The organism is Klebsiella quasipneumoniae subsp. quasipneumoniae (assembly GCF_020525925.1).
GTDB classification, from domain to species: domain Bacteria; phylum Pseudomonadota; class Gammaproteobacteria; order Enterobacterales; family Enterobacteriaceae; genus Klebsiella; species Klebsiella quasipneumoniae.
The window spans coordinates 3159466-3179489 of sequence record NZ_CP084876.1 but is presented as its reverse complement, the minus strand read 5'-3'; the positions used below and the strand labels follow the sequence as shown (position 1 = coordinate 3179489).

The 20024-nt window shown below is 53.9% G+C and carries 23 protein-coding genes and 1 pseudogene; 14 read left to right on the top strand and 10 right to left on the bottom strand.

The genetic code is table 11. From position 1 onward, the window contains the following. Positions 1 to 23 precede the first annotated feature (23 nt). The 5 genes and pseudogenes from LGM20_RS15520 to LGM20_RS15500 form a co-directional block, all read left to right on the top strand. On the top strand, positions 24 to 1433 hold the full coding sequence (locus tag LGM20_RS15520; protein WP_044522218.1) for a tail fiber domain-containing protein: 1410 nt from the start codon (positions 24 to 26) through the stop codon (positions 1431 to 1433). Positions 1434 to 1855: 422 nt separating this feature from the next. Then, positions 1856 to 2914 carry a sensor domain-containing diguanylate cyclase gene (locus tag LGM20_RS15515; protein ID WP_023322373.1) on the top strand — a complete coding sequence of 353 codons (1059 nt, stop codon included), beginning with the start codon at positions 1856 to 1858 and terminating at the stop codon, positions 2912 to 2914. Between the two features lie 355 nt (positions 2915 to 3269). Continuing rightward, entirely contained in the window at positions 3270 to 3962 is a 693-nt protein-coding gene (locus tag LGM20_RS15510) for an EAL domain-containing protein (protein WP_021462616.1), read from the top strand. 5 nt (positions 3963 to 3967) lie between these two features. Further along, positions 3968 to 4291, top strand: a complete 324-nt coding sequence (locus tag LGM20_RS15505; RefSeq protein WP_123806412.1) for a hypothetical protein — start codon at positions 3968 to 3970, stop codon at positions 4289 to 4291. A gap of 317 nt (positions 4292 to 4608) precedes the next feature. Further along, positions 4609 to 4776 (top strand): annotated as a pseudogene (locus LGM20_RS15500) (isocitrate/isopropylmalate family dehydrogenase); the annotation flags it as partial. A gap of 273 nt (positions 4777 to 5049) precedes the next feature. On the opposite strand, the gene LGM20_RS15495 reads toward LGM20_RS15500, so the two are convergent. The 4 genes from LGM20_RS15495 to LGM20_RS15480 all read right to left on the bottom strand — a co-directional run bounded on the left by LGM20_RS15495 (position 5050) and on the right by LGM20_RS15480 (position 7078). Then, complete coding sequence (locus LGM20_RS15495) at positions 5050 to 5763, bottom strand: ArsR/SmtB family transcription factor (protein ID WP_044522225.1); 714 nt, start codon at positions 5761 to 5763, stop codon at positions 5050 to 5052. Further along, positions 5760 to 6152, bottom strand: coding sequence for an amino acid-binding protein (locus LGM20_RS15490; protein WP_044522226.1), 393 nt, complete (start codon positions 6150 to 6152; stop codon positions 5760 to 5762). Before LGM20_RS15490 ends, LGM20_RS15495 begins: the two co-directional genes overlap by 4 nt. Next, on the bottom strand, positions 6145 to 6468 hold the full coding sequence (locus tag LGM20_RS15485; RefSeq protein ID WP_044522228.1) for an antibiotic biosynthesis monooxygenase family protein: 324 nt from the start codon (positions 6466 to 6468) through the stop codon (positions 6145 to 6147). The genes LGM20_RS15490 and LGM20_RS15485 overlap by 8 nt, the downstream gene beginning before the upstream one ends. A gap of 136 nt (positions 6469 to 6604) precedes the next feature. Next, positions 6605 to 7078 carry an OsmC family protein gene (locus LGM20_RS15480; protein ID WP_044522231.1) on the bottom strand — a complete coding sequence of 158 codons (474 nt, stop codon included), beginning with the start codon at positions 7076 to 7078 and terminating at the stop codon, positions 6605 to 6607. 157 nt (positions 7079 to 7235) lie between these two features. Between LGM20_RS15480 and LGM20_RS15475 the strand changes: the two genes are divergently transcribed. Together LGM20_RS15475 and LGM20_RS15470 are read left to right on the top strand one after the other, a co-directional pair. Continuing rightward, complete coding sequence (locus LGM20_RS15475; protein WP_044522232.1) at positions 7236 to 7877, top strand: GntR family transcriptional regulator; 642 nt, start codon at positions 7236 to 7238, stop codon at positions 7875 to 7877. 290 nt (positions 7878 to 8167) lie between these two features. Beyond that, positions 8168 to 8713 carry a cysteine hydrolase family protein gene (locus tag LGM20_RS15470; protein ID WP_023289210.1) on the top strand — a complete coding sequence of 182 codons (546 nt, stop codon included), beginning with the start codon at positions 8168 to 8170 and terminating at the stop codon, positions 8711 to 8713. 54 nt (positions 8714 to 8767) lie between these two features. Here LGM20_RS15470 and LGM20_RS15465 read toward each other — a convergent pair whose 3' ends face one another. Both LGM20_RS15465 and LGM20_RS15460 read right to left on the bottom strand, forming a co-directional pair. Further along, entirely contained in the window at positions 8768 to 8995 is a 228-nt protein-coding gene (locus LGM20_RS15465; protein ID WP_044522234.1) for a DUF1272 domain-containing protein, read from the bottom strand. 99 nt (positions 8996 to 9094) lie between these two features. Next, on the bottom strand, positions 9095 to 10300 hold the full coding sequence (locus LGM20_RS15460; protein ID WP_044522237.1) for a zinc-dependent alcohol dehydrogenase: 1206 nt from the start codon (positions 10298 to 10300) through the stop codon (positions 9095 to 9097). Positions 10301 to 10911: 611 nt separating this feature from the next. Here LGM20_RS15460 and LGM20_RS15455 point away from each other — a divergent pair. From LGM20_RS15455 to cydB, 6 genes are all read left to right on the top strand, one after another. Then, positions 10912 to 11097: a con-10 family general stress protein gene (locus LGM20_RS15455; protein WP_004150795.1), complete on the top strand. Its 186-nt coding sequence runs from the start codon at positions 10912 to 10914 to the stop codon at positions 11095 to 11097. A 90-nt stretch (positions 11098 to 11187) separates the two neighbouring features. After that, entirely contained in the window at positions 11188 to 11682 is a 495-nt protein-coding gene (locus LGM20_RS15450) for a YciE/YciF ferroxidase family protein (protein ID WP_023289213.1), read from the top strand. 26 nt (positions 11683 to 11708) lie between these two features. Next, positions 11709 to 12215 carry a ferritin-like domain-containing protein gene (locus LGM20_RS15445; protein WP_023289214.1) on the top strand — a complete coding sequence of 169 codons (507 nt, stop codon included), beginning with the start codon at positions 11709 to 11711 and terminating at the stop codon, positions 12213 to 12215. Positions 12216 to 12230: 15 nt separating this feature from the next. Further along, positions 12231 to 13118, top strand: a complete 888-nt coding sequence (locus LGM20_RS15440; protein ID WP_023289215.1) for a manganese catalase family protein — start codon at positions 12231 to 12233, stop codon at positions 13116 to 13118. Between the two features lie 55 nt (positions 13119 to 13173). Continuing rightward, a complete protein-coding gene (locus LGM20_RS15435; protein WP_023289216.1) occupies positions 13174 to 14580 on the top strand; it encodes a cytochrome ubiquinol oxidase subunit I in 1407 nt (468 codons plus the stop codon). Beyond that, a complete protein-coding gene (cydB, locus tag LGM20_RS15430; RefSeq protein WP_023289217.1) occupies positions 14577 to 15587 on the top strand; it encodes a cytochrome d ubiquinol oxidase subunit II in 1011 nt (336 codons plus the stop codon). Before LGM20_RS15435 ends, cydB begins: the two co-directional genes overlap by 4 nt. On the opposite strand, the gene LGM20_RS15425 is transcribed toward cydB, so the two are convergent. From LGM20_RS15425 to LGM20_RS15415, 3 genes are read right to left on the bottom strand one after another with little or no spacing between them, the layout of a single operon-like run. Beyond that, positions 15581 to 16501, bottom strand: a complete 921-nt coding sequence (locus tag LGM20_RS15425; RefSeq protein WP_044522240.1) for an efflux RND transporter periplasmic adaptor subunit — start codon at positions 16499 to 16501, stop codon at positions 15581 to 15583. The genes cydB and LGM20_RS15425 overlap by 7 nt on opposite strands. Then, on the bottom strand, positions 16498 to 16710 hold the full coding sequence (locus LGM20_RS15420) for a DUF1656 domain-containing protein (RefSeq protein ID WP_023289219.1): 213 nt from the start codon (positions 16708 to 16710) through the stop codon (positions 16498 to 16500). The genes LGM20_RS15425 and LGM20_RS15420 overlap by 4 nt, the downstream gene beginning before the upstream one ends. Then, positions 16703 to 18760 carry an FUSC family protein gene (locus LGM20_RS15415; protein WP_044522242.1) on the bottom strand — a complete coding sequence of 686 codons (2058 nt, stop codon included), beginning with the start codon at positions 18758 to 18760 and terminating at the stop codon, positions 16703 to 16705. The genes LGM20_RS15420 and LGM20_RS15415 overlap by 8 nt, the downstream gene beginning before the upstream one ends. Before the next feature lie 77 nt (positions 18761 to 18837). On the opposite strand from LGM20_RS15415, the gene LGM20_RS15410 reads away from it, so the two are divergent. Next, complete coding sequence (locus LGM20_RS15410) at positions 18838 to 19632, top strand: AraC family transcriptional regulator (protein ID WP_044522244.1); 795 nt, start codon at positions 18838 to 18840, stop codon at positions 19630 to 19632. Positions 19633 to 19691: 59 nt separating this feature from the next. Here LGM20_RS15410 and LGM20_RS15405 read toward each other — a convergent pair whose 3' ends face one another. Continuing rightward, entirely contained in the window at positions 19692 to 19889 is a 198-nt protein-coding gene (locus tag LGM20_RS15405) for a hypothetical protein (RefSeq protein WP_023289222.1), read from the bottom strand. Between the last annotated feature and the right edge of the window lie 135 nt (positions 19890 to 20024).

The following is a 20024-nucleotide window of genomic DNA, read 5'->3' as shown; positions in this document are numbered from 1 at the left end:
AACCATCCAGGAGGAATTTTATTATGGCGATGTATGAAGTCGGCACCGTCACGGGTGCAGCGTCGCAGGCACGGGTGACAGGTGCGACAACAAAATGGTCACAGGAGGCGCTGGGGATACTGCCCGGGTCGATTCTGGTGGTCTACCGCAGCGGTAGTGCTGACCTGTATGCGATCAAATCTGTGGACAGCGACACGCAACTGACGCTGACCCGGAATATCACCACCGCATTTTCCGGTGCCTGTTACGGCATTATTACCGCTGAAACCGCCAGCACCTCGTCGTTTGCTAACCAGCTGGCCAGCGCATTTGCATTCTGGCGTAGTGTGGTGGAGGGCTGGTCGATGGCCCTGACCGGCAGCGGCAATATCACCCTGACTGACCCGATCACCGGAAAGCAGGTGACCGTACCGGCGATAGCCGGGATGGCGAAGGCATCGGATCTTAACGCACTGGCAAAACTCACTGGAGGAAACGACCTCGACGGCTCGCAGGTTATAACCAGCGATAATGCCGGTTTTATTCTTGGCAGGAACAACGATATTGGACTGGTCAAAAAATCAGGCACCTACGGGAAGCTGATGGTGGGCAGCGGAACGCGCTTCAGCGTGGTGAAAGGAAATAAGGCGACCATCAGCCCTGAAGATACCCAGACGGAGATTATGGGGGTCGATAGCGCCGGCAATCTGGCTGTTCCGGGCAACATCAGCGCGGGGAAATATTTTGCGCAGGCCATTGAGCTATCGATGAGTACGCCATACATCGACTTTCATTTCAACGATAGTACCGCCGATTACACAACACGGCTTATCGAGAACGTAGCAGGTGAGCTGACTCTCGAAGGGGCCTTTATGTGTAAAAAGCATCTATACGCCTGGGGAGCACTCATGGCGAGAAGCGTTGCCCCGAGCAATCCAGCGAATGGACAACTGATCACCGGCGCACCGTTCCAGTCGATGATTCAAGGGCGTGGCGGCTTTGGCGATGCCCGTGGTGCGGTAGCAAACTATTATGTTGAGGAGTCTGTGGGTTCGGAGCACAGGGCGGTTGTCTATCTCGATGGTTATGGCCGAACTGATGCATGGATCTTCCGTGCTGGCGGCACCATTTCCACTGGCAAAGGGGACGTCCTGACCACCGGCTCAGACGTGCGGCTTAAAGAGGATTTTACGGAATCTCGGGAAGGTGCCTCCAGGCGCATTAACGCGCTGGGGGTATGCGAGTTCAACATGAAGGGTGAAACGCGCCGGAGGCGTGGATTTATCGCCCAGCAGGCTGAAAAAGCTGACGATCTGTATACTTTCCTCGGCATCGAGCAGGAGATTGATGGCGAAAAATTCAGAGTGATGAATGTGGATTACACGGCAATCATCGCCGATTTGGTGACCGTGGTACAGGATTTGCTTAGGCGAGTTGACGCCCTAGAAAGTTGAGGAGCATAAAAAATCCCCCGGAGGCACTTGCCGGGGGCAACTGAAACGACATTAATTGCTGTGTACATCACAGAATAATTTGAAGTAAACGATAAGTAAGTTCAAGTAAACTTCTACTGGTCAGATGTTGTGTCGTTTTTTAATAACCTACCAAAATTAATAATGCAATAGTGCTAAATCCTGTTGGGTTTTCATGTTTAAGGATTTAAAACTAAAGTATTACTTTCCATCAGATAGAAATCATAAAGATAGATTCAGGGTAATGGATGCTAAATATTATTATTGACACGTTTATAATTAATTGAGGTGCAATCTTGTAATTTTTAAACCCATGTTATAAATTTGTAATGCAGGGCGGTTTTATCTTGTTATTTAGTGGGTTGTAGTGATATCGGTTCTTAGCGATTTTTAATAGGCTTTCTATGTTAACAAATTTCCCGGATGAAAAATACATTTCTGATAGAAATTCATCGTTTATTAAACGAGTATATTTTTTACGTCAGATAGGTGTCGTTCTTTGCTTTCTCCCTATATACTCTGTCCTCCAGGAGCAGTCACATCAAAAAATAACAATAGCCTTGTTAATTCTTAATGCACTCATCTGGCCATCGGTTGCTTATCTGGCAAGCATGATGTCGAAGGATATGCTGGGTACTGAAAAAAAGAATATGATACTTGATTCATTCTGGGCTGGTATCTGGATAGCCGTAATGCAAGTTAGTCCAATTCCATCATTATTCATAATTTCAGTTCAAATAGCTGATCGCTATGCTGCTGGTGGATGGAAAATTTTAAAACCAGCATTAACGTGTATGATGATTAGTTTCCTGACAGTTTGGTTAGCAAATGATTTCAGATATACGATTGAATTCAGTACCCGAACGGTATTGCTTTCTTTACCCTTGGCAACCTGCTATCCCATTGTATTGAGTGTGGTTTCAAGACATTTATCTATAAAGTTGAGGAAAAGAAGGGAGTTACTGGAAAAGCAGGCCCTGATGGATCCTGGTCTAGATCTTCCAAATCGCCGTTTTTTTGAGCAGAAAATGGAAAGTGCTTTTCGTGCGACGCGTAAAAAAAGAATTCATTCATATCTTATGCTCATTGATGTTGATAATTTTAAAAAAATTAATGATACCTATGGTCATGAAGTAGGCGATGCGGTGTTATCTCGTATATCAACAATATTACGAGAGTGCGCTGGTGTGAAGGACGTGCCAGCAAGGATTGGTGGCGATGAGTTGGCTATTATTGTTAACAACAGTAATAACAAGCTTGTTATAGCTATGGTTCATTTAATTCAAAAAAATATTAAAGATCTTTCATTGCCTTCCCACAAAGATATGTACTGTACTGTCAGTATCGGTATTTCTTGTGCAGAAAATAAAGAATCAATCATCGAGTGGATCAAAGAGGCTGATGAAATGCTATATGAAGTTAAACGTAACGGAAAGAATGGATATTGCATGCCAAATAATTGAAGAAGATATGATTTCTTTTCTCATGATTTTATACATATATATGTTTAAGAACGTTTATTATCCACAATTGTAACAAGGATAAATCTCTTCGAAACCATAAGCGCCTTTCAACTTACATTGGACATCTGCCACCCAAGTCATTCGCGTAATGCAACTATCTGATCCAAATAGCTTTAATATTGAAATCATGTTTCTTTTTTAACCTTCCTTTTCATTTGATTTGAATGATCGATCGATACTCAAAGTATGATAGTTTTTGCCTATCATTAGATCGTTATCGATCATTTTAAACTATTTCTCTTTCATATTTAATTATGACACGATTAGGATTATTCTTAGTTCCGGTGTTTTTTTAATGATAAAGAACAGTGTGGAAATAGAATCCTGTAGATTTGTTTTAGAACCATCTTACAAAAAAGATGGTTCTGTACATTCTTGGGAAATTCTCACGAAAAATGTTAAAAAAAAGAATGCTAATGGTTATCTTGCTAATGAAAGTGCTTTTTGTTTCAGCACACTAAGTGACAAAGAAAAAATCGATTTGTTTAATAAACAGATATTGACAATTGAAGAAATTGATGCTTCTAAATTGAAGTTAAAGCCAGTTTCGTTGAATGTTGACAGCCTAATTAGCGATTATATCTTGAATGATAAATATATTAGCGATTACTTAAAAAAACAAAAAAACATTGCCTTTGAGATTAACGAAGAGTTTCATGAATTTAATACTAAATGCTGTATGATTGACTTAAAGTGTCTTTCGAAATTGTGTCCAGTATGGCTGGATGATTTTGGGAGGGGTTTAACAAGTATTACAATTATTCAGATGTTTAATTTTGAATGTATAAAAATCGATAAAGATTATTTCTGGGAAATACAGTATGAGAGTAAATTATTTAAGATATTAAATGAAGTAAAATCATACTGCAATTTCGTAATTGTTGAGGGAGTTGAGACAATAGAACAAAAAAATAAAGTACATTCTGTTGTTGATTGCGCTTGCCAGGGAAGGTTGTGGATGAGCGATTACTATTATGTCGAGATTTAAAATAAATGATAACAAAAGATAAAAAATGTCCATTTTGTGGTGCATATTTAATTGCTGAGGACCACTGCCAAAGTTGCCATGCATTTCAGATTAAAGGATATGTATCAAGAGACGCTCGCACAAGAATTAATTTGGTATCTATCGGCACGTCTTTACTGGTTGCGCTCTTTGGAATCTTAGTTGTGTTTCTGGTATCTTTCGGTATCGGTGCATATATTGCTATAATTGCGTTTTCTCTTGTTTTTTATTTTATTATGAAAAAGATTCTTTATTTAAAAGAAGAGAAAAAAGGGAAGATGGTTTGGAAAAGAGCAATAATCACATGGTAGATAATTATTAAAATAATATTATAGTGATGGTGCTTTCAATGAAAGCCTCGAATTTCGAGGCTTTTTTATAGTATTTTTATAATGCTTTCAAAGCATGAATTAGAACATCCGAAATATTTAACCCGACTCACAGGGAGTGAGTATTATTGGCTAATAATTCACCCTCCAGATGAGCTGAAAAACTCAAAGCCAGTTATCAAAACTGAAAATATACTAATGAATTTCAATAGGTTAGGGCTTAGGCTAAAAACATTAACCACATATCAAAAACACCTATTTTTCTTTTTAAATCAATAAGTAATGATGTTGTTAGTTAACTACTGCTGCGCCATATGCAGTGGTTCGAAGCCGCAGACCTGATCGTTAAAGGCATGGAAGGCGCTATCGCCGCCAAGACCGTGACCTATGACTTCGAACGTCTGATGGAAGGCGCTAAACTGCTGAAATGTTCAGAGTTTGGCGACGCGATTATCGCGAACATGTAATCCCGTTGGTGGATTAAGTAAAAGCGGGAGCCAATGGGCTCCCGTTTTTTTATCGCATGCAGGCTATTATTTTGCCGGGCGCTCGCTGCGCGGTGCCATCGCCGATTTCCCGCAACACAATGTCCATCAAAGCCATGCACCTCGTGACAGGGATAGCTCAGTTTACCGCGAGATCGCGAGTGGGAATGGATTGAACGCCAGGGGCCATACTGATGGCCCGACCGGCTTAAACCGGCGCTGTTCGGCGAAAATGTGATGTAGCCTAAACTCAGGCTATCCGTTCACCTTCAGATTAAACAGCCGGGACAGCGCCGCTCTGCCGCTATCCGTCACTTGCACTTCCCGATATCCCGGTGCGCGGGTTATCCATCCTTTCTGCTCAAACAGCGCCATCAGCGCCGATCCGGCGTCGCCTCCCAGATGAAAACGTCTTTCGCTCCAGTCAAGACAGGGGCAGCAAGGCTTACGTCGCGGTCGAGCGTTAAGTACTGCCCCCAGGCTTTCAAGCTGGGTTTTACCGGCTGACGTCAGGGACTGCCCATCGGCCGTCAGCCATTTCTGCCGCAGCATAAACTCATAAATATTCACCGCCAGTTCGCCCGCCAGATGGTCGTAGCAGGTGCGGGCGTAGCGAAGCGTAACCGGCGTGCTGGTGGCCAGCGCCTTATGCGCCTGCATTGAGACGCCCATCAGGTTTTCCAGCAGCCCGGCGATATGCGGGCCCGCCAGGCGGTAATAGCGGTGGCGCCCCTGCGCGAGACACACCACCAGCCCGTTGCTGAGCAGCCGGGCAAGATGTCCGCTGGTGGTGGAGGCGGAGACCTCGGCGACCGTGCTGAGCTCGGTCGCCGTCCATGCGCGCCCGTCCATCAGCGCGCAGAGAATACTCACCCTTGACGGGTCAGAGAGGGCTGAGGCCACCATCGCCATCGCGGTTTCCAGCGCCGCCTCTGGCTCACTGTCTTGCTGCGCTTTCAGGAGATTCATTCAGAAAGTATGGCCCATTTTTTGGTCACTTCCGCTGCCCGGGTGTCATCATCGGTAAGGAGAATGAGCCGGTTACGGTGGTCGCTGTACTGTACCAGAATATTAATACCGTTGCGGGCCAGGGTGTCTGCAATGTCTCCCAGTTCCCCGGGTCGTTCCTGGGGTAACTTGCGTATCAGAGGGCGGCATACATCGCTGACCGTAAATCCGGCCTCGGTCAGCACCCTGCGGGCTGTCTCACCGTCTTCTACCAGAAAATGCGCATGTCCGGCATCAGGCGTGGTGAATACCCCACCACCTTCGAGACCCACACCGTTGTTGCCCAGCGCTATACCCATTGCGCCAAGCGAGCCCGGCGAGTTGCTGAGAATGACGTGAATATCATACATCTGGCTGTGCTCCCCGCTCCGATGAGTAATCCCGGAACACGCGGGCAACGCGTATTCTGTAATATGAAAAAATCGATGCTTTGCCTTCGCGCTGGGCAGCCAGATGCCGCTCATTTTGCTGCCAGTTGGCCACCGATGCTTCATCTTCCCACCAGGATAACGAAAGGATTTTGCCGGGCGAATTCAGGCTCTGAAAGCGCTCGATGGCGATAAACCCCGGCGTGTCTGAAAGCAAAGGCGTCAGCCCGGCCGCCAGTTGAAGATATCTTTCCTGTGCTTCCGGTAAGGCGTCGGCCTCAAAAAGTACCGCAATCATAAGTCTGCTCCGTGGTGAATTTCCCTGCAGTCTAATGACGGCCAGAGCAGGATGCTTCGGCGTGCAGCGAAGTGTGGCTGAGGTTGGATACCCCAGCCACATTTCCTGAGCGCCGGATGACCGCGCCAGAAACGAGTTACTCTTCGTTAAAGATAATAAATTCAGGCTGGTAGCTGACCGGGAAATTGACCGAGCGGGCGATAAAACAGACGTGATGGATCTGCTGATGAATGGCCGCGGCGGCGTCGAGATCGGTACCTGGTAATACGGTGATTTTCGGCCTGAGGGTAGCAGAAATAAAGCGACCCGCGCCCCCTTTTAATACTTCACCCGTTGCCACCGGCGAGTCCTGATATTCCATGACCGTAATGCCGGCATCTGAGGCCAGATGTAAGTACCACAGCATGTGACAGGCAGAGAGAGAAGAGAGCAGGAGATCTTCCGGGTTCATTTTGCCGGGATCGCCGCCCAGTAATGGATCATTTGAACAATGAATAGGTTCTTTTCCCTTTATCGCGATATCCCAGGTTCGGGCATAAGCCTTGTAACCCGAGGTACCCGTGCCCTGATTGCCGGTCCATGTGATATGACTGGTATAAGCATGTTCCATTGGTTTGCCTTTCTCTATAGAGGGATGAATTTCTTCACTGCGGTATCGTCCAGGTGCATTGCCTGAACGAAGCCGCAGGTAGAATCGCAAGGTTGTCATGACGTTGGCTAGAATGGCATAATGGTATACCATTTATGAATGATGTAAAGAGAGCCAAATGAACGCTGCTACCCGTTCGACCGCCGACATCCTTGCCAGTGAGTTAAAAATCTTAATCAACAAGGGGGCATTGCGAGATGGCGACCGGCTTGTGGAGCGCGACCTGGCCTGCCAGTTTTCTGTCAGCCGTATCCCAATGAGAGAAGCGATACAGCAGCTTGAGCGCGAAGGTCTGGTTGAGATTTACAGAAATCGCGGCGCGGTGGTGAAAACGCTGACGGCCGCAGATGTCGATGAAATTTATCAGCTGCGGGCACTCCTGGAAGGTGAAGCCATTTTTCATAGCCTGAAGAATATGGACCCGGAAACGCTTGCCCGGGCAGAGCTGGTGCATCAGCTGCTGAGCAGCGCTTCTGAACCCGAGCAGCAGGGGAGGTATAACCGGGAGTTTCATGAACTGCTGTATCGGAAGTGTAACAATCAGCGCCTGTTGAAGATGATCGGTGAATTGCGCGAGCAGATTGAAAGATATGAGCTTTTTCAGAACAGACTGCTGTCGGATACGCTGAAATTCCAGGATGAGCATCAGCAGATCCTGATGGCCTGCCAGCAAAATAATCCACAGGAGGCTCGGGCATATACCGTGAAACATATTCTTTCAGCAGGTGAAATCCTTCGCGCCTATATTGTAAGCCGTTAATGGTTGCGTAAAGCGGCTGCGTTGTTCACGCATAAATTGCAATCCGTCTCAGCTCAATGCTATAAGAAAAGAGCCGTTTTAATGGCGCTTATGTTTTATCTGTAAAGAATAAGTGAAGGTCAGATAATGATTACGTCAGTGCAGCCAACCACCACCGTCACCACCACCACCGTAACCTGCGGTGGTGTGGGCGTATCTGTGACCGGCTCCTGACAAACAGATCCTCACTCCCCGCCAATGTGGACGGGGAGCGTCTTCTCCGTTCGTGACAGACTGAATGGAGACCCATCATGATTTCATCTGAACATGCCCTGTTAATTATCGATATGCAGCAGGGGCTTTTCCGTGGCCCGGTTTCCCCGTATCAGGCCGATGCGCTTCTGGCGAACGTTTGCCTGCTGATTGAAAAAGCGAGACAGGCTGAGGTGCCAGTCTTCTTTGCCCGCCATACCGGACCTGACGACTCTCCGTTCTCCGCGCAAAGTCCATTAACCCAACTGCTGCCTGAGATGGGGGTTAACTGCGAGCGGGATATCGTTTTGATTAAAAAATACCCCTCCTGTTTCCAGCAAACTGACCTTGAGCATCAGCTCGCCCAGGCCGGCGTAAAACAGCTGGTTATTGCCGGGATGAAAACCGAATTCTGCGTGGACACGACCTGCCGAGCGGCATCGGCGCTGGGATTACGGACGGTGTTAATCTCGGATGCGCACTCAACCATGGATAACGAACGTTTATCAGCGCCTGACATCATTGGCCATCACAATGTCACCCTTGCGGGGCCCTTTGTGACGCTGTCGACCGCCGCAGAGTGGCGCTTTTCGGCAGAGAAATAAGGGTGAAGAAAGGGAGCCTGAGGGCTCCCGTTTGCGACGCCTGCTCATCCGGTTTTACTGCGTAGGGCGACGCAGGGTGGAGGCGGGGTGACGCCGGAGCGCCTCTTCGGGACGCACCGGGCGCCGCACCAGCTCGCCGCCGCAGTTCGGGCAATGGCCGTTCAGCCGGGCCGTCATGCAGTCCTGGCAAAAGGTACACTCGAACGAACAGATAAACGCTTCGGGTGAGTCTGGCGGCAGATCTTTATCACAGCATTCGCAATTCGGGCGTAACTCGAGCATGACCTTCTCCTGTGGTTAACGGCGGTATCCGCCACGGCGGGCCAGCGGATGCTGTTTTTATATCACGGCCCGCACTGGCCGCCGAAGGGTTTCGCTGCGTTAACCTGCGCCGCAAAGCGTTGCCTTTCCGGGCTGCATCCCCGGCACGAGGATCACTTTGCGGCATGCCTCTTCACGCTTCTCAAAGATCTGATAGCCGCGCGCGGCCTCCTCCAGCGGCATATGGTGCGTGATAATCTCCTCCGGGGTGAGCAACCCTTGCTCAATTAGCGCCAGCAGATCCGGCAACCAGGCATGGACGTGGGTTTGCCCCATTTTGAAGGTCAGCCCCTTATCAAAGGCATCGCCAAACATAAATCCGTGAATGAAACCGGCGTAAACCCCGGGCACGCTGACAATGCCGCCGCGGCGCACGGCGGCGATGCACTGGCGCAGCGCTTTCCCGCTGCTGCCCTCGATTTTCAGGGTGCTGAGAACGGTTTCCGTGAGGCTGCCTTTCGCCTCGAAGCCGACGGCGTCAATCACCGCGTCGACGCCGCGATGGCCGGCGGTGTTGTCGATAATCCACTGCGCCGGGTCGTCATGGTGGTCGAAGTTTATCGGGATCGCGCCATAGCGCTGCTGCGCGAAGTCGAGTCGGTAATCGTTATGATCAATGATGAATATCTGCTCTGCGCCATTGAGTCTGGCGCAGGAGGCGCACAGCAGGCCAACCGGGCCGGCGCCAAAAATAGCCACGCTGCTGCCGGGTTTGACCTCGACGTTTTTTACCGCCTGCCAGGCGGTGGGCAGAATATCCGACAGAAACAGCACCTTTTCATCGGGTAAGGTGTCCGGCACTTTAAACGGGCCGGTATTGGCTTTGGGAACCCGCACATATTCCGCCTGGCCGCCGGGGATCCCGCCGTACAAATCACTATAGCCAAACAGCGCCGCGGGTGGCGAAATACCTTTGCGATTGAGCGTCGCCCCCTGGCCGCTATTGGTGCTTTCGCAGGCGGCATATTGCTGCAGGCGACAAAAGAAGCAGTCTCCGCAGGCAATGACAAACGGGATAACCACCCGATCGCCTTTACGAACCGCGGTGACGTCCGAACCGGCGTCCACCACTTCCCCCATAAATTCATGGCCGAAAATATCACCATGGTGCGTGCCGGGGATCTTTCCGCGGTAAAGGTGCAGATCGGAACCGCAGATCGCCGTCGCCGTGACGCGCAGAATAATATCGTCCGGCGCCTCAAGGGCCGGGTCGGGCATGGTGTCAACGCTGACATGATGGGGGCCATGATAAGTGAGTGCTTTCATAGAGTCTTCTCCTGGAGAGAATGGCTGATCGCATCAGGCGCAAAGGCAAAGTGACCTGACGCTATTGCCGCCGATAAACCACCGTGAAAATAAAGCGTAGAGTACTAATAATGGAACTGCGTGATATTCCAGTCGCTGAATATATGCCACGCTTCGCTTATTTATTGGCGTTATTTGCCTGTTTCCCCTGAATATGCCAGGCTTAATCGGGCATGATATTCGCTCCATTTTATTTTTCCAGCCGCTTCCCCAGCGGCTTTTTTTTTGCCTTAAAAACAAGAAAAATTCCTAATTTCAGTCGGGCTACAGGCAATACTGCCGCTTCGTTATATAACCCAACGGGAGTAACCCGCCGGTATAAATAATTCTTTGCCGCATGGGTGGTCTCTATGCATTATTTCCCTGAACACAGTAAGTTAGCCGAAATGTGCCGTCTGGTTGTTTTTGATGTGTTTTGTAGAATTATTCCGAATTGCTGCTAAAAGACATCGAAAGCACCGGATAATAATTTGACTAACCAGCATTACCCGCTAGATTTAAATATCGAACGACGAGTGATACGGAATATTTTCGTATCGTACTGACATAACCGATATACATGAGGTGAAAATATGGCAGAGCATCGTGGTGGTTCCGGTAATTTTGCTGAAGATCGTGAAAAAGCTTCTGAAGCAGGTCGTAAAGGTGGTCAGCACAGCGGCGGGAACTTTAAAAATGATCCGCAGCGTGCGTCCGAAGCGGGTAAAAAAGGCGGACAAAACAGCCACGGCGGTGGCCGCAAGTCTGATAATTCCTGATTATCCTTTTCCTTGCACCCTGAAGTGAAAGTATCTCCTGCGAGTCTGTCACAGACTCGCAGTTATTTTCTGACTCCGGAAGGTATTTCTATGAATATGAAAAGCATTGAAGATGTATTTATTCACCTGCTCTCAGATACCTACAGCGCAGAGAAACAATTAACCCGCGGGCTGGCTAAACTGGCCAGAGCGGCGTCCAGTGAAAAACTCAGCGCGGCGTTCAATGCTCATCTTGAAGAAACCCAGGGCCAGATTGAACGTATCGACCAGATCGTTGAGCAGGAATCCGGTCTGAAAATCAAACGCATGAAATGCGTGGCCATGGAAGGATTAATTGAAGAGGCCAATGAAGTCGTTGAGAGCACGGAAAAAAATGAAGTACGTGATGCCGCGTTAATTGCCGCTGCGCAAAAGGTCGAGCATTACGAAATTGCCAGTTACGGTACCCTGGTGACCCTGGCGGAACAGCTGGGTTATAAAAAAGCGGTCAAACTGCTGGCCGAAACCCTGGAAGAAGAAAAACAAACCGATGTGAAATTAACCGACCTGGCGGTAGGTAATATTAATAAAAAAGCAGAAAAATAAACGCTCCCTGACACGAGGAAATCACGATGAATCACATTGAACATTATCATGACTGGCTACGAGATGCGCATGCCATGGAAAAACAGGCAGAATCCATGCTGGAATCAATGGCTGGTCGTATCGATAATTATCCGGATCTCCGTGCCAGAATCGAACAGCATATTAATGAGACCAAACGGCAAATTACCGTGCTGGAAGAGATCCTCGACCGCAACGAGATTTCGCGCTCGGTGATTAAAGATTCAATGAGTAAAATGGCGGCTCTCGGCCAGTCCATCGGCGGGATGTTTCCTTCCGATGAAATAGTCAAAGGCTCGATCAGCGGGTACGTCTTCGAGCAGTTTGAGATCGCCTGCTATACCTCTCTGCTGGCGGCGGCTGAAAAAGCGGGCGATACCGCTTCCATTCCGGCCATTGAGGCCATCCTGGCGGAAGAGCAGGCCATGGCCGACTGGCTGATCAAACATATTCCTCAGACCACGGAGCAATTTCTCCTGCGTTCAGATGCTGACGGCGTAGAAGCGAAAAAATAACCAGGAGGCAGGCCTATGTTTCGTCATGTGAAACAACTGCAGTATACCGTGCGCGTTGCTGAACCCAATCCGGGGCTCGCGAATTTACTGCTCGAACAGTTTGGCGGCCCTCAGGGCGAGCTGGCCGCCGCGTGTCGTTATTTCACTCAGGGATTAAGCGATGACGATCCCGGCCGCAAAGACATGCTGATGGATATCGCGACAGAGGAGCTGAGCCATCTGGAGATCATTGGCACCCTGGTCGGCATGCTAAATAAAGGCGCCAAAGGGGCGCTGGCGGAGGGCACCGAGAGCGAGGCGGAACTCTATCGTTCGCTCACCGCCAACGGCAACGACAGCCATATTACGTCGTTACTGTACGGCGGCGGTACCCCGCTGACCAATTCGGCGGGCGTGCCGTGGACGGCGGCCTACATTGATACTATCGGCGAACCCACCGCCGACCTGCGGTCGAACGTCGCGGCGGAGGCGAGGGCGAAGATCGTCTATGAACGGCTGATCAACGTGACCGACGATCCCGGCGTAAAAGACGCGCTGGCGTTCCTGATGACCCGCGAAGCGGCGCATCAGCTCTCTTTTGAGAAGGCGCTGCAGTCAATTCGCAACAACTATCCGCCGGGCAAACTGCCGCCCATTAGCGAGTACGCGAACACCTACTACAATATGTCTGAAGGTGGAGAAGTACGCGGCAGCTGGAACAGTGACAAACACTTCGATTATGTCAAGGATCCGCAGCCGGCCGTGGATGGCGGAGATGGCAGCGCCTCTGTCGGCCTGACGCCGGAGCAAGAAGCGCTGTGCAAAGCGATGCTGAAGCGAACAGAGTCTGACCCGCAGGGTGATCCTTTGACCGGCGCTGAACTGGGCGCCGGTAAGCAAAACACGTCATCATCGGCTAAGTGATGTTCGCATAAGCCCCGGCTGCGGCCGGGGCGTTTCATAATGATGGGTGCGGATTATGTTTGAATTTGACGCGTTTCATCTGGCCCGACTGCAATTTGCCTTTACCGTTTCCTTCCATATTCTGTTTCCGGCCATCACCATCGGCCTTGCCAGCTACCTTGTGGTGCTGGAAGGGATGTGGCTGCGAACCCGGGATAACGTCTGGCGCTCGCTCTACAACTTCTGGCTGAAAATTTTCGCCGTCAATTTTGGCATGGGCGTGGTTTCCGGATTAGTCATGTCCTATCAGTTCGGCACCAACTGGAGCGGATTCTCCCAGTTTGCCGGCAGTATTACCGGCCCGCTGCTGCTGTATGAAGTCCTGACCGCCTTCTTCCTCGAAGCGGGATTCCTCGGCGTGATGCTGTTCGGCTGGAGCAAGGTGCCGCCGGCGCTGCATTTTTTTACCACCTGCATGGTAGCCCTTGGCACCCTGGTCTCCACCTTCTGGATCCTCGCCTCCAATAGCTGGATGCAGACGCCGCAGGGTTTTACCCTCGAAAATGGCCACCTTATCCCGCAGGACTGGCTGGCGATTATCTTTAACCCCTCATTCCCGTATCGCTTGTTCCATATGGCGATCGCCGCGTTCCTCAGCAGCGCCATGTTCGTCGGGGCCTCCGCCGCCTGGCATCTGCTGCGCGGCAACGACTCGCCGGCCATCCGCAAAATGCTGTCGATGGCGATGTGGATGGCGCTGCTGGTGGCGCCCATCCAGGCGGTGGTGGGGGATATGCATGGCCTTAACACCCTTGAGCATCAGCCGGCGAAGATTGCGGCGATTGAAGGACACTGGGAAAACCGGCCGGGCGAGGCCACCCCGCTGCTGCTGTTTGGCCTGCCGGATATGGAAGAGGAGCGGACCCGCTATGGCCTGGAGATCCCGGCGCTGGGCAGCCTGATCCTCACCCACAGCCTGCATAAGCAGGTGCCGGCCCTGAAAGATTTCCCGAAAGAGGACCGGCCCTATTCGCCCGCCGTGTTCTGGTCGTTCCGTATCATGGTTGGGATGGGCGTGTTGATGATCGCCTTAGGGATCTGCAGCGCCTGGCTGCGCTATCGGCGGCGGCTGTACCATTCGCGTCCCTTCCAGTGGTTTGCGCTCTGTATGGGGCCCGCAGGTCTTATTGCGCTGGTCGCCGGGTGGGTGACCACCGAGATGGGCCGTCAGCCGTGGGTGATCTACGGTTTGCTGCGCACCCGGGACGCGGTGTCGTTGCACAGTACGCTGCAGATGGCTATCAGCCTGCTGGTGTTTATCGTGGTCTACTGCGCGGTGTTTGGCGTGGGGTATTACTATATCTTCCGGCTTATCAAAAAAGGGCCGCAGCCGGTGACGGAGCTGACCTCGCAAACCGCAGGCACCCCGGCGCGTCCGCTCTCGGCGGCAGAGCCGGTGCGGGATGAGGAGAACGCATCATGAGCATCGATATCTCGGTGATTTGGTTTGTCATCATTGTCTTCGCCACGTTGATGTATATCGTGATGGATGGTTTCGATCTAGGCATCGGGATGCTGTTCAGCGTGGTGCATGACGCCGAAGAGCGCGATGTAATGGTTAACAGCGTGGCGCCCGTCTGGGATGGTAACGAAACCTGGCTGGTGCTCGGCGGGGCAGGGCTGTTCGGCGCGTTTCCGCTGGCTTACGCGGTGATCACCGATGCGCTGGTTATCCCGCTGACGGCGATGCTCATCGGCCTGATTTTCCGCGGCGTGGCGTTTGAGTTTCGTTTTAAAGCGGTTCCCTCGCATCGCACCTTCTGGGACTATGCCTTCGCCGGCGGCTCGCTGCTGGCGACCTTCAGCCAGGGGATTGTCGTCGGCGCCTTTATCAACGGCTTTGCGGTAGCCGACCGCCGCTTTGCCGGCTCGACGCTGGACTGGCTTACCCCCTTTAACCTGTTCTGCGGTCTGGGGCTGGTGGTGGCCTATCTGCTGTTGGGCACCACCTGGCTCATCATGAAAAGCGAAGGCGCGCTGCAGCAGCGGATGCGCGAGCTGACCCGCAAGGTGCTGCTGGCGCTGATGGTGGTGATCGCGGTGGTCAGCGTCTGGACGCCGTTGGGCTGGCGCTACGTGGCGGAACGCTGGTTTACGCTGCCCAATTTCTTCTGGTTCGTGCCGGTGCCGATCCTGGTGCTGACCCTGAGCCTGTGGATCTGGCGCCTGAGCGCGCGCCCCGCCAGCCACGCTCGTCCCTTTATCCTGACGCTGGGCCTGATATTCCTCGGCTTCAGCGGGCTGGGGATCAGCGTCTGGCCGAACATTATTCCGCCGCACATCTCCCTGTGGGATGCCGCCGCGCCGCCCTCCAGTCAGGTATTTATGCTGCCGGGGGCGCTGCTGATCATCCCGGTGATCCTGATGTATACCGCCTGGAGCTATTACGTCTTTCGCGGCAAAGTGTCCGGCAGCGAAGGCTATCACTGAGAGGACAGCAAGTCGGCTATTGATGATTGACCGGCGTGCCGCGCCGTCCGGTCAGGGATGACCGAAATGGTCGCGGACAGACCGGCGACCCGCTCCACCCCTGCGGGCAGGGTATCGATATGGATACGCACCGGCACACGCTGCGCCAGCCGCACCCAACTGAACGTTGGCTCGACCTGCGGCAGGCCCAGGGCGCCGGTTTCATCATTGGTATCGCCGATCCCGTGCCCGATGCTCTCCACATGGCCGGTAATAACAGGGTCGTAGCCCATCAGCGTGATGTGCGCGGTATCGCCAATGTGGATGTGGCGCAGACGGGTCTCTTCAAAATACCCCACCACCCAGAAGCTCTGACCATCGATAATGGCGACTGTCGTCACCCCGGCGGTGGCATAGTCGCCGGGGCGCAGCCGGAGATGGGTCACGTAGCCGGATACCGGCGCCCGCACGGTGGCATGCGCTACATTCAGCTGCGCCAGCGCCAGTGCCGCCAGCGCGCCCTGGTAGTTAGCGGCCGCGACGCTGGCCGCGCTGTTGGTCTGTTTCAGATCTTCGCTGGAGATGACGCCCTGGATCTGCGCCCGACGTCTGGCGGCATCCTGGCGCATCGCCATCTCCTGGCGTCGGGCTTCCACCTCCGCCTGAGCGCTGCTGACCGCCAGCTTCAGCCAGCGCGGATCGATGGTATAGAGTACCTCTCCCCGATTGACCCACTGGTTGTCTTTCACCGCCACGCTGGCCACCGGCCCCGAGACATTGGGGGCGATCTGCACCACGTCGGCCCGCATCCGGCCATCGCGGGTCCAGGGCGTCTGCGCCTCCTGTTTCCAGAAAATGAAAGCCAGTAGCGCGGCGGCGGCGGCGGCGCCTAAGGTCAGGGCATAGCGGCCCAGAAGTGTCAGATACAGTGTCATACGGATAACCCCAGCGTGTGAACGCCCTGCAGGAGCAGGAAGAAAAGCGCGATAAAAAGGGACAGTCCCCACAGCGGCCGGCACGGCAGGCGACCCGGGCCGCGGGCGGAGAAGATAAGCGGTTGCAGCAACAGTGTAGCGAGCAGGGCGATAAGGCCGACAATCAGCAGGCCGGGGAAAAATACCCCGCCCAGCGCGAGGTCACGCATGGTTCTGGCTCTCCTCAGGCAGGTGTAAGGCGCAATACAGCGCGATGAGCGCTTCCGCGCGTTCGCGCGAGGCGGCATCGGTCGCCGGTAAAGCCTGGGCCAGCAGCGCATTGACCGGTTGCTCCAGGGCCGTCATGTCCGGCTGCGGGTTCAGCGCATCCAGGAGCGCTTGCACTGCGTCCGCCGACGCACTGTCCGCCTGCTGATAGCGACGGCGCAGATGGATCACGGCGAGACCGGTACGAATATCGCGCAGCATCGTGTCAAGCAACTGACCGGCTGCCGGTCCGCTCTGCGGCAGGCGGGGCAGCAGTAATGCGGTACGGTCGATCATCAGGTTGGTCCAGCGGTGGGCATTGTGCGCCAGCCGGCCGCGAGCGGCACGGCGGATATCGCGCTGGCACAGCGTCAGCAGACGACGGATAGCGGTTTCCGCCTGCACGGTTTGCAGCAGGCGCATACCAAACGCCGCATAACCGACGGCGATAAACAGCGCGAGCGCGGTATTGATCGCCGTCGCGAAGTCGCCGCGGTAGCTGGCCCCCAGCTCGCACAATATCGGCAGCGTCAGGGTGATGCCCATCGCCATAAAGGTGGTGGCTGGCCGCGCCTGCAGCGAGCCGGCCAGCAGATAGACCGGGGCGAGCACCGCCGCCAGCAGCGCAAATTCGTTCACCTGCGGCAGCAGGACGAAGCTGTAGAGCAGGCTGAACAGCACGCCCCACACGCAGCCGATCAGGTATTTCACCAGATGCGCCGCCGGCGCGTCGAAGCTGGCGAACAGGCTACAGCAGACCCCGAGGATCGAGACCGCGGTGCCGCCATCGGGCCAGGCGGATCCTATCCAGATCAGGCAGCCGCTAAGGATGATGACGAAGGCGCCGAAGGAAGTCCGCAGGGCGCTGAGCGGATCGCGATGGAAAACATAACCCTTCGCCGCGCCGGCGTCGGGGGGCAGGGCAGGCGACCGCCGGCGATAAACCGCCTTCGCCAGCCGCTCGCTCTCCTGCAGGAGGCGGATGGCTTCCGCCAGATGGCGCGCCAGGCTGAGCCGCAGCGCCTCGTCCATGGTCTGCGCGTCAGCAGCGTACCGGGCGATGAGCCGCTCGCAGCGGGAGAGAAGTCCGTCTGCCGAGGGCGCCGACCTGGCGGCTTGCGGGCCTGTTAGCCAGGCCTCTGCCTCCGCCAGCAGCGCCTGCAGGTCGTCAGGTGGCGGCCCGCTCCGCTGTAAACGGTCATATAATTCGCCATTGACGATCAACAGTCGCGCCAGCCGGTCGTGGATCGCTCTTCTCGCCTGGCGGTGAGGGACAGACAGGCCGTCATCCCAGGGCAGGTGGTGGTTGATGCCCTGGAGAAACTGCAGGCTCAGCGCCAGCCGCAGCGTTTCCGCCGCCACCGGCTTGCCTGCCAGCGTATCGGCGATCCGCTGGCGGGCGGTTGCCAGCGTCTGTGCCAGCGTGCTGTTAAACCGCCCGGCGATGCGCACCGGCAGCACGAAGCGATGGATCAGGCCGGCGCATAAGATACCGATGGCGATCTCTTCCACCCGGGTGACGGCGAGGTCAAAGATCGTCCCGGGCGCGGAGACGGCGGGAAAGCCAATCAGGCTCGCGGTGTAACCCGCCAGCAGGAAGGCGTACCCGCGCGGCGTGCGTTCAAGCAGGGACAGGCAGAGGCTACCCGCGATCCACAGGGCCAGCATGACGCTGCACAGGATCGGCTGGTTAACGAAGGTGGGCACGATGATCACGGTGGCCGCCGCGCCGACGACGGTCCCGACCAGCCGATAGACGCTACGGCTCAACGAGGCGCCCGCCGAGGTCTGCGAGACGATATAGACGGTGATGATGGCCCAGGAAGGCCGCTGCAGACCGATGGAGAGCGCAAGATAGTAAGCCAGCATCGCCGCGGCGAAACTCTTCGCGGCATAGATCACCGCCTGGCCATCGCTGCGCAGCGCGGCTGAGGGTGTTTGCGGCATGAAACGGCGCGCGACGGCGCCTGCGGCCCGCAGCCAGCGGGCCTGACGAAAGAGGATGATGTTCATGCCGCCGATTATTGCCGGCTTGCGCTTGCGGAGAAATACTCTATTCTGTCAAAAAATACCTGAATCTTGCCAACCGTATGCCATCACCTTTTGCCAATACGCTGTACGATCCGGACGCGTCTTCCTGCCCGGCCGTCGCGCGCCATCTTGATTTTGTCGAGTATGAAGCCGAAGTGCCGGTGCATAGCCATCGCAAAGGACAACTGATTATCGTGCTGTATGGCGCGGTGCGTTGTCGGGCGGAAAATAACCTGTGGATCGTGCCGCCTCGCTGCGCGGTATGGATCCCGGGCGGTATTGCCCACAGTGTGACCGCCACCTGGAACGCGCGCCTCAACTACCTGTTTATTGAACCCGGGGCGGCGGCGCTGCCCGACAGCTGCTGCGCGCTGGCGCTCTCTTCCCTGATCCATGAGCTGGTGGGGCGGCTCACCCGCGAAGGGGCGGACTACGCGGCGGATAGCCATGCCGGGAGACTGACCCGGGTGACCCTTGACGAGCTGGCGACCATGCCGGCGCAGCGCCTGAATCTGCCCGTCTCAGCGCACCCCAAAATACGCGCCATGGCCGACAGGCTGGTGAGTCATCCAGACGATCGCAGTACCCTGCCGGTGTGGGCGAAACGTCTGGCGCTGAGTGAACGCTCCCTGGCGCGCCTGATGCAGCGGGAGACCGGCCTCACCTTCGGACGCTGGCGCCAGCAGCTGCATCTGATTATTGCCCTGCAGGAGCTGGCCAGCGGCGTTTCGGTACAAAACGTGGCGGCTAAGCTGGGGTATGAGTCGGTGAATGCTTTCATTACCCTGTTTAAAAAAACGATGGGGACGACGCCGGCGCACTATTTTGCCGAACGGCAGACCGGCACTCGTTAAGAAAAAGGGACGGGCGACGACCGCTGGCCTGACGCCCGGCAGAGAGGGCGGGCAGGGGCTTAGGCTTTCGGCGACTTGATCTTAATAATAAATCGCTCATTCAGCCGGGTGATCCTCGCGCCAATGTCGCCAAACTCGGTGGCGATTTTAAAAAAATCGTCCGCGGCGACGTCGAAATCGAGTTCAATTTTCTGATGTTGTCCTGTCGCCAGTAATTCATAGAAATGGTCAAGGCTGCGGGCTTTTTCGCTGGGCATCGTATTTCTCCATGGTCAACCAATCAGCAGGGCGTTTATGACTTATCGCGCTTTCCGGATTATTCAGCAGAATGGCAATGGGGCCTGATATAAGATTATGCAATGACAGTAAGAGTGGGGTAGGGCGATATTATT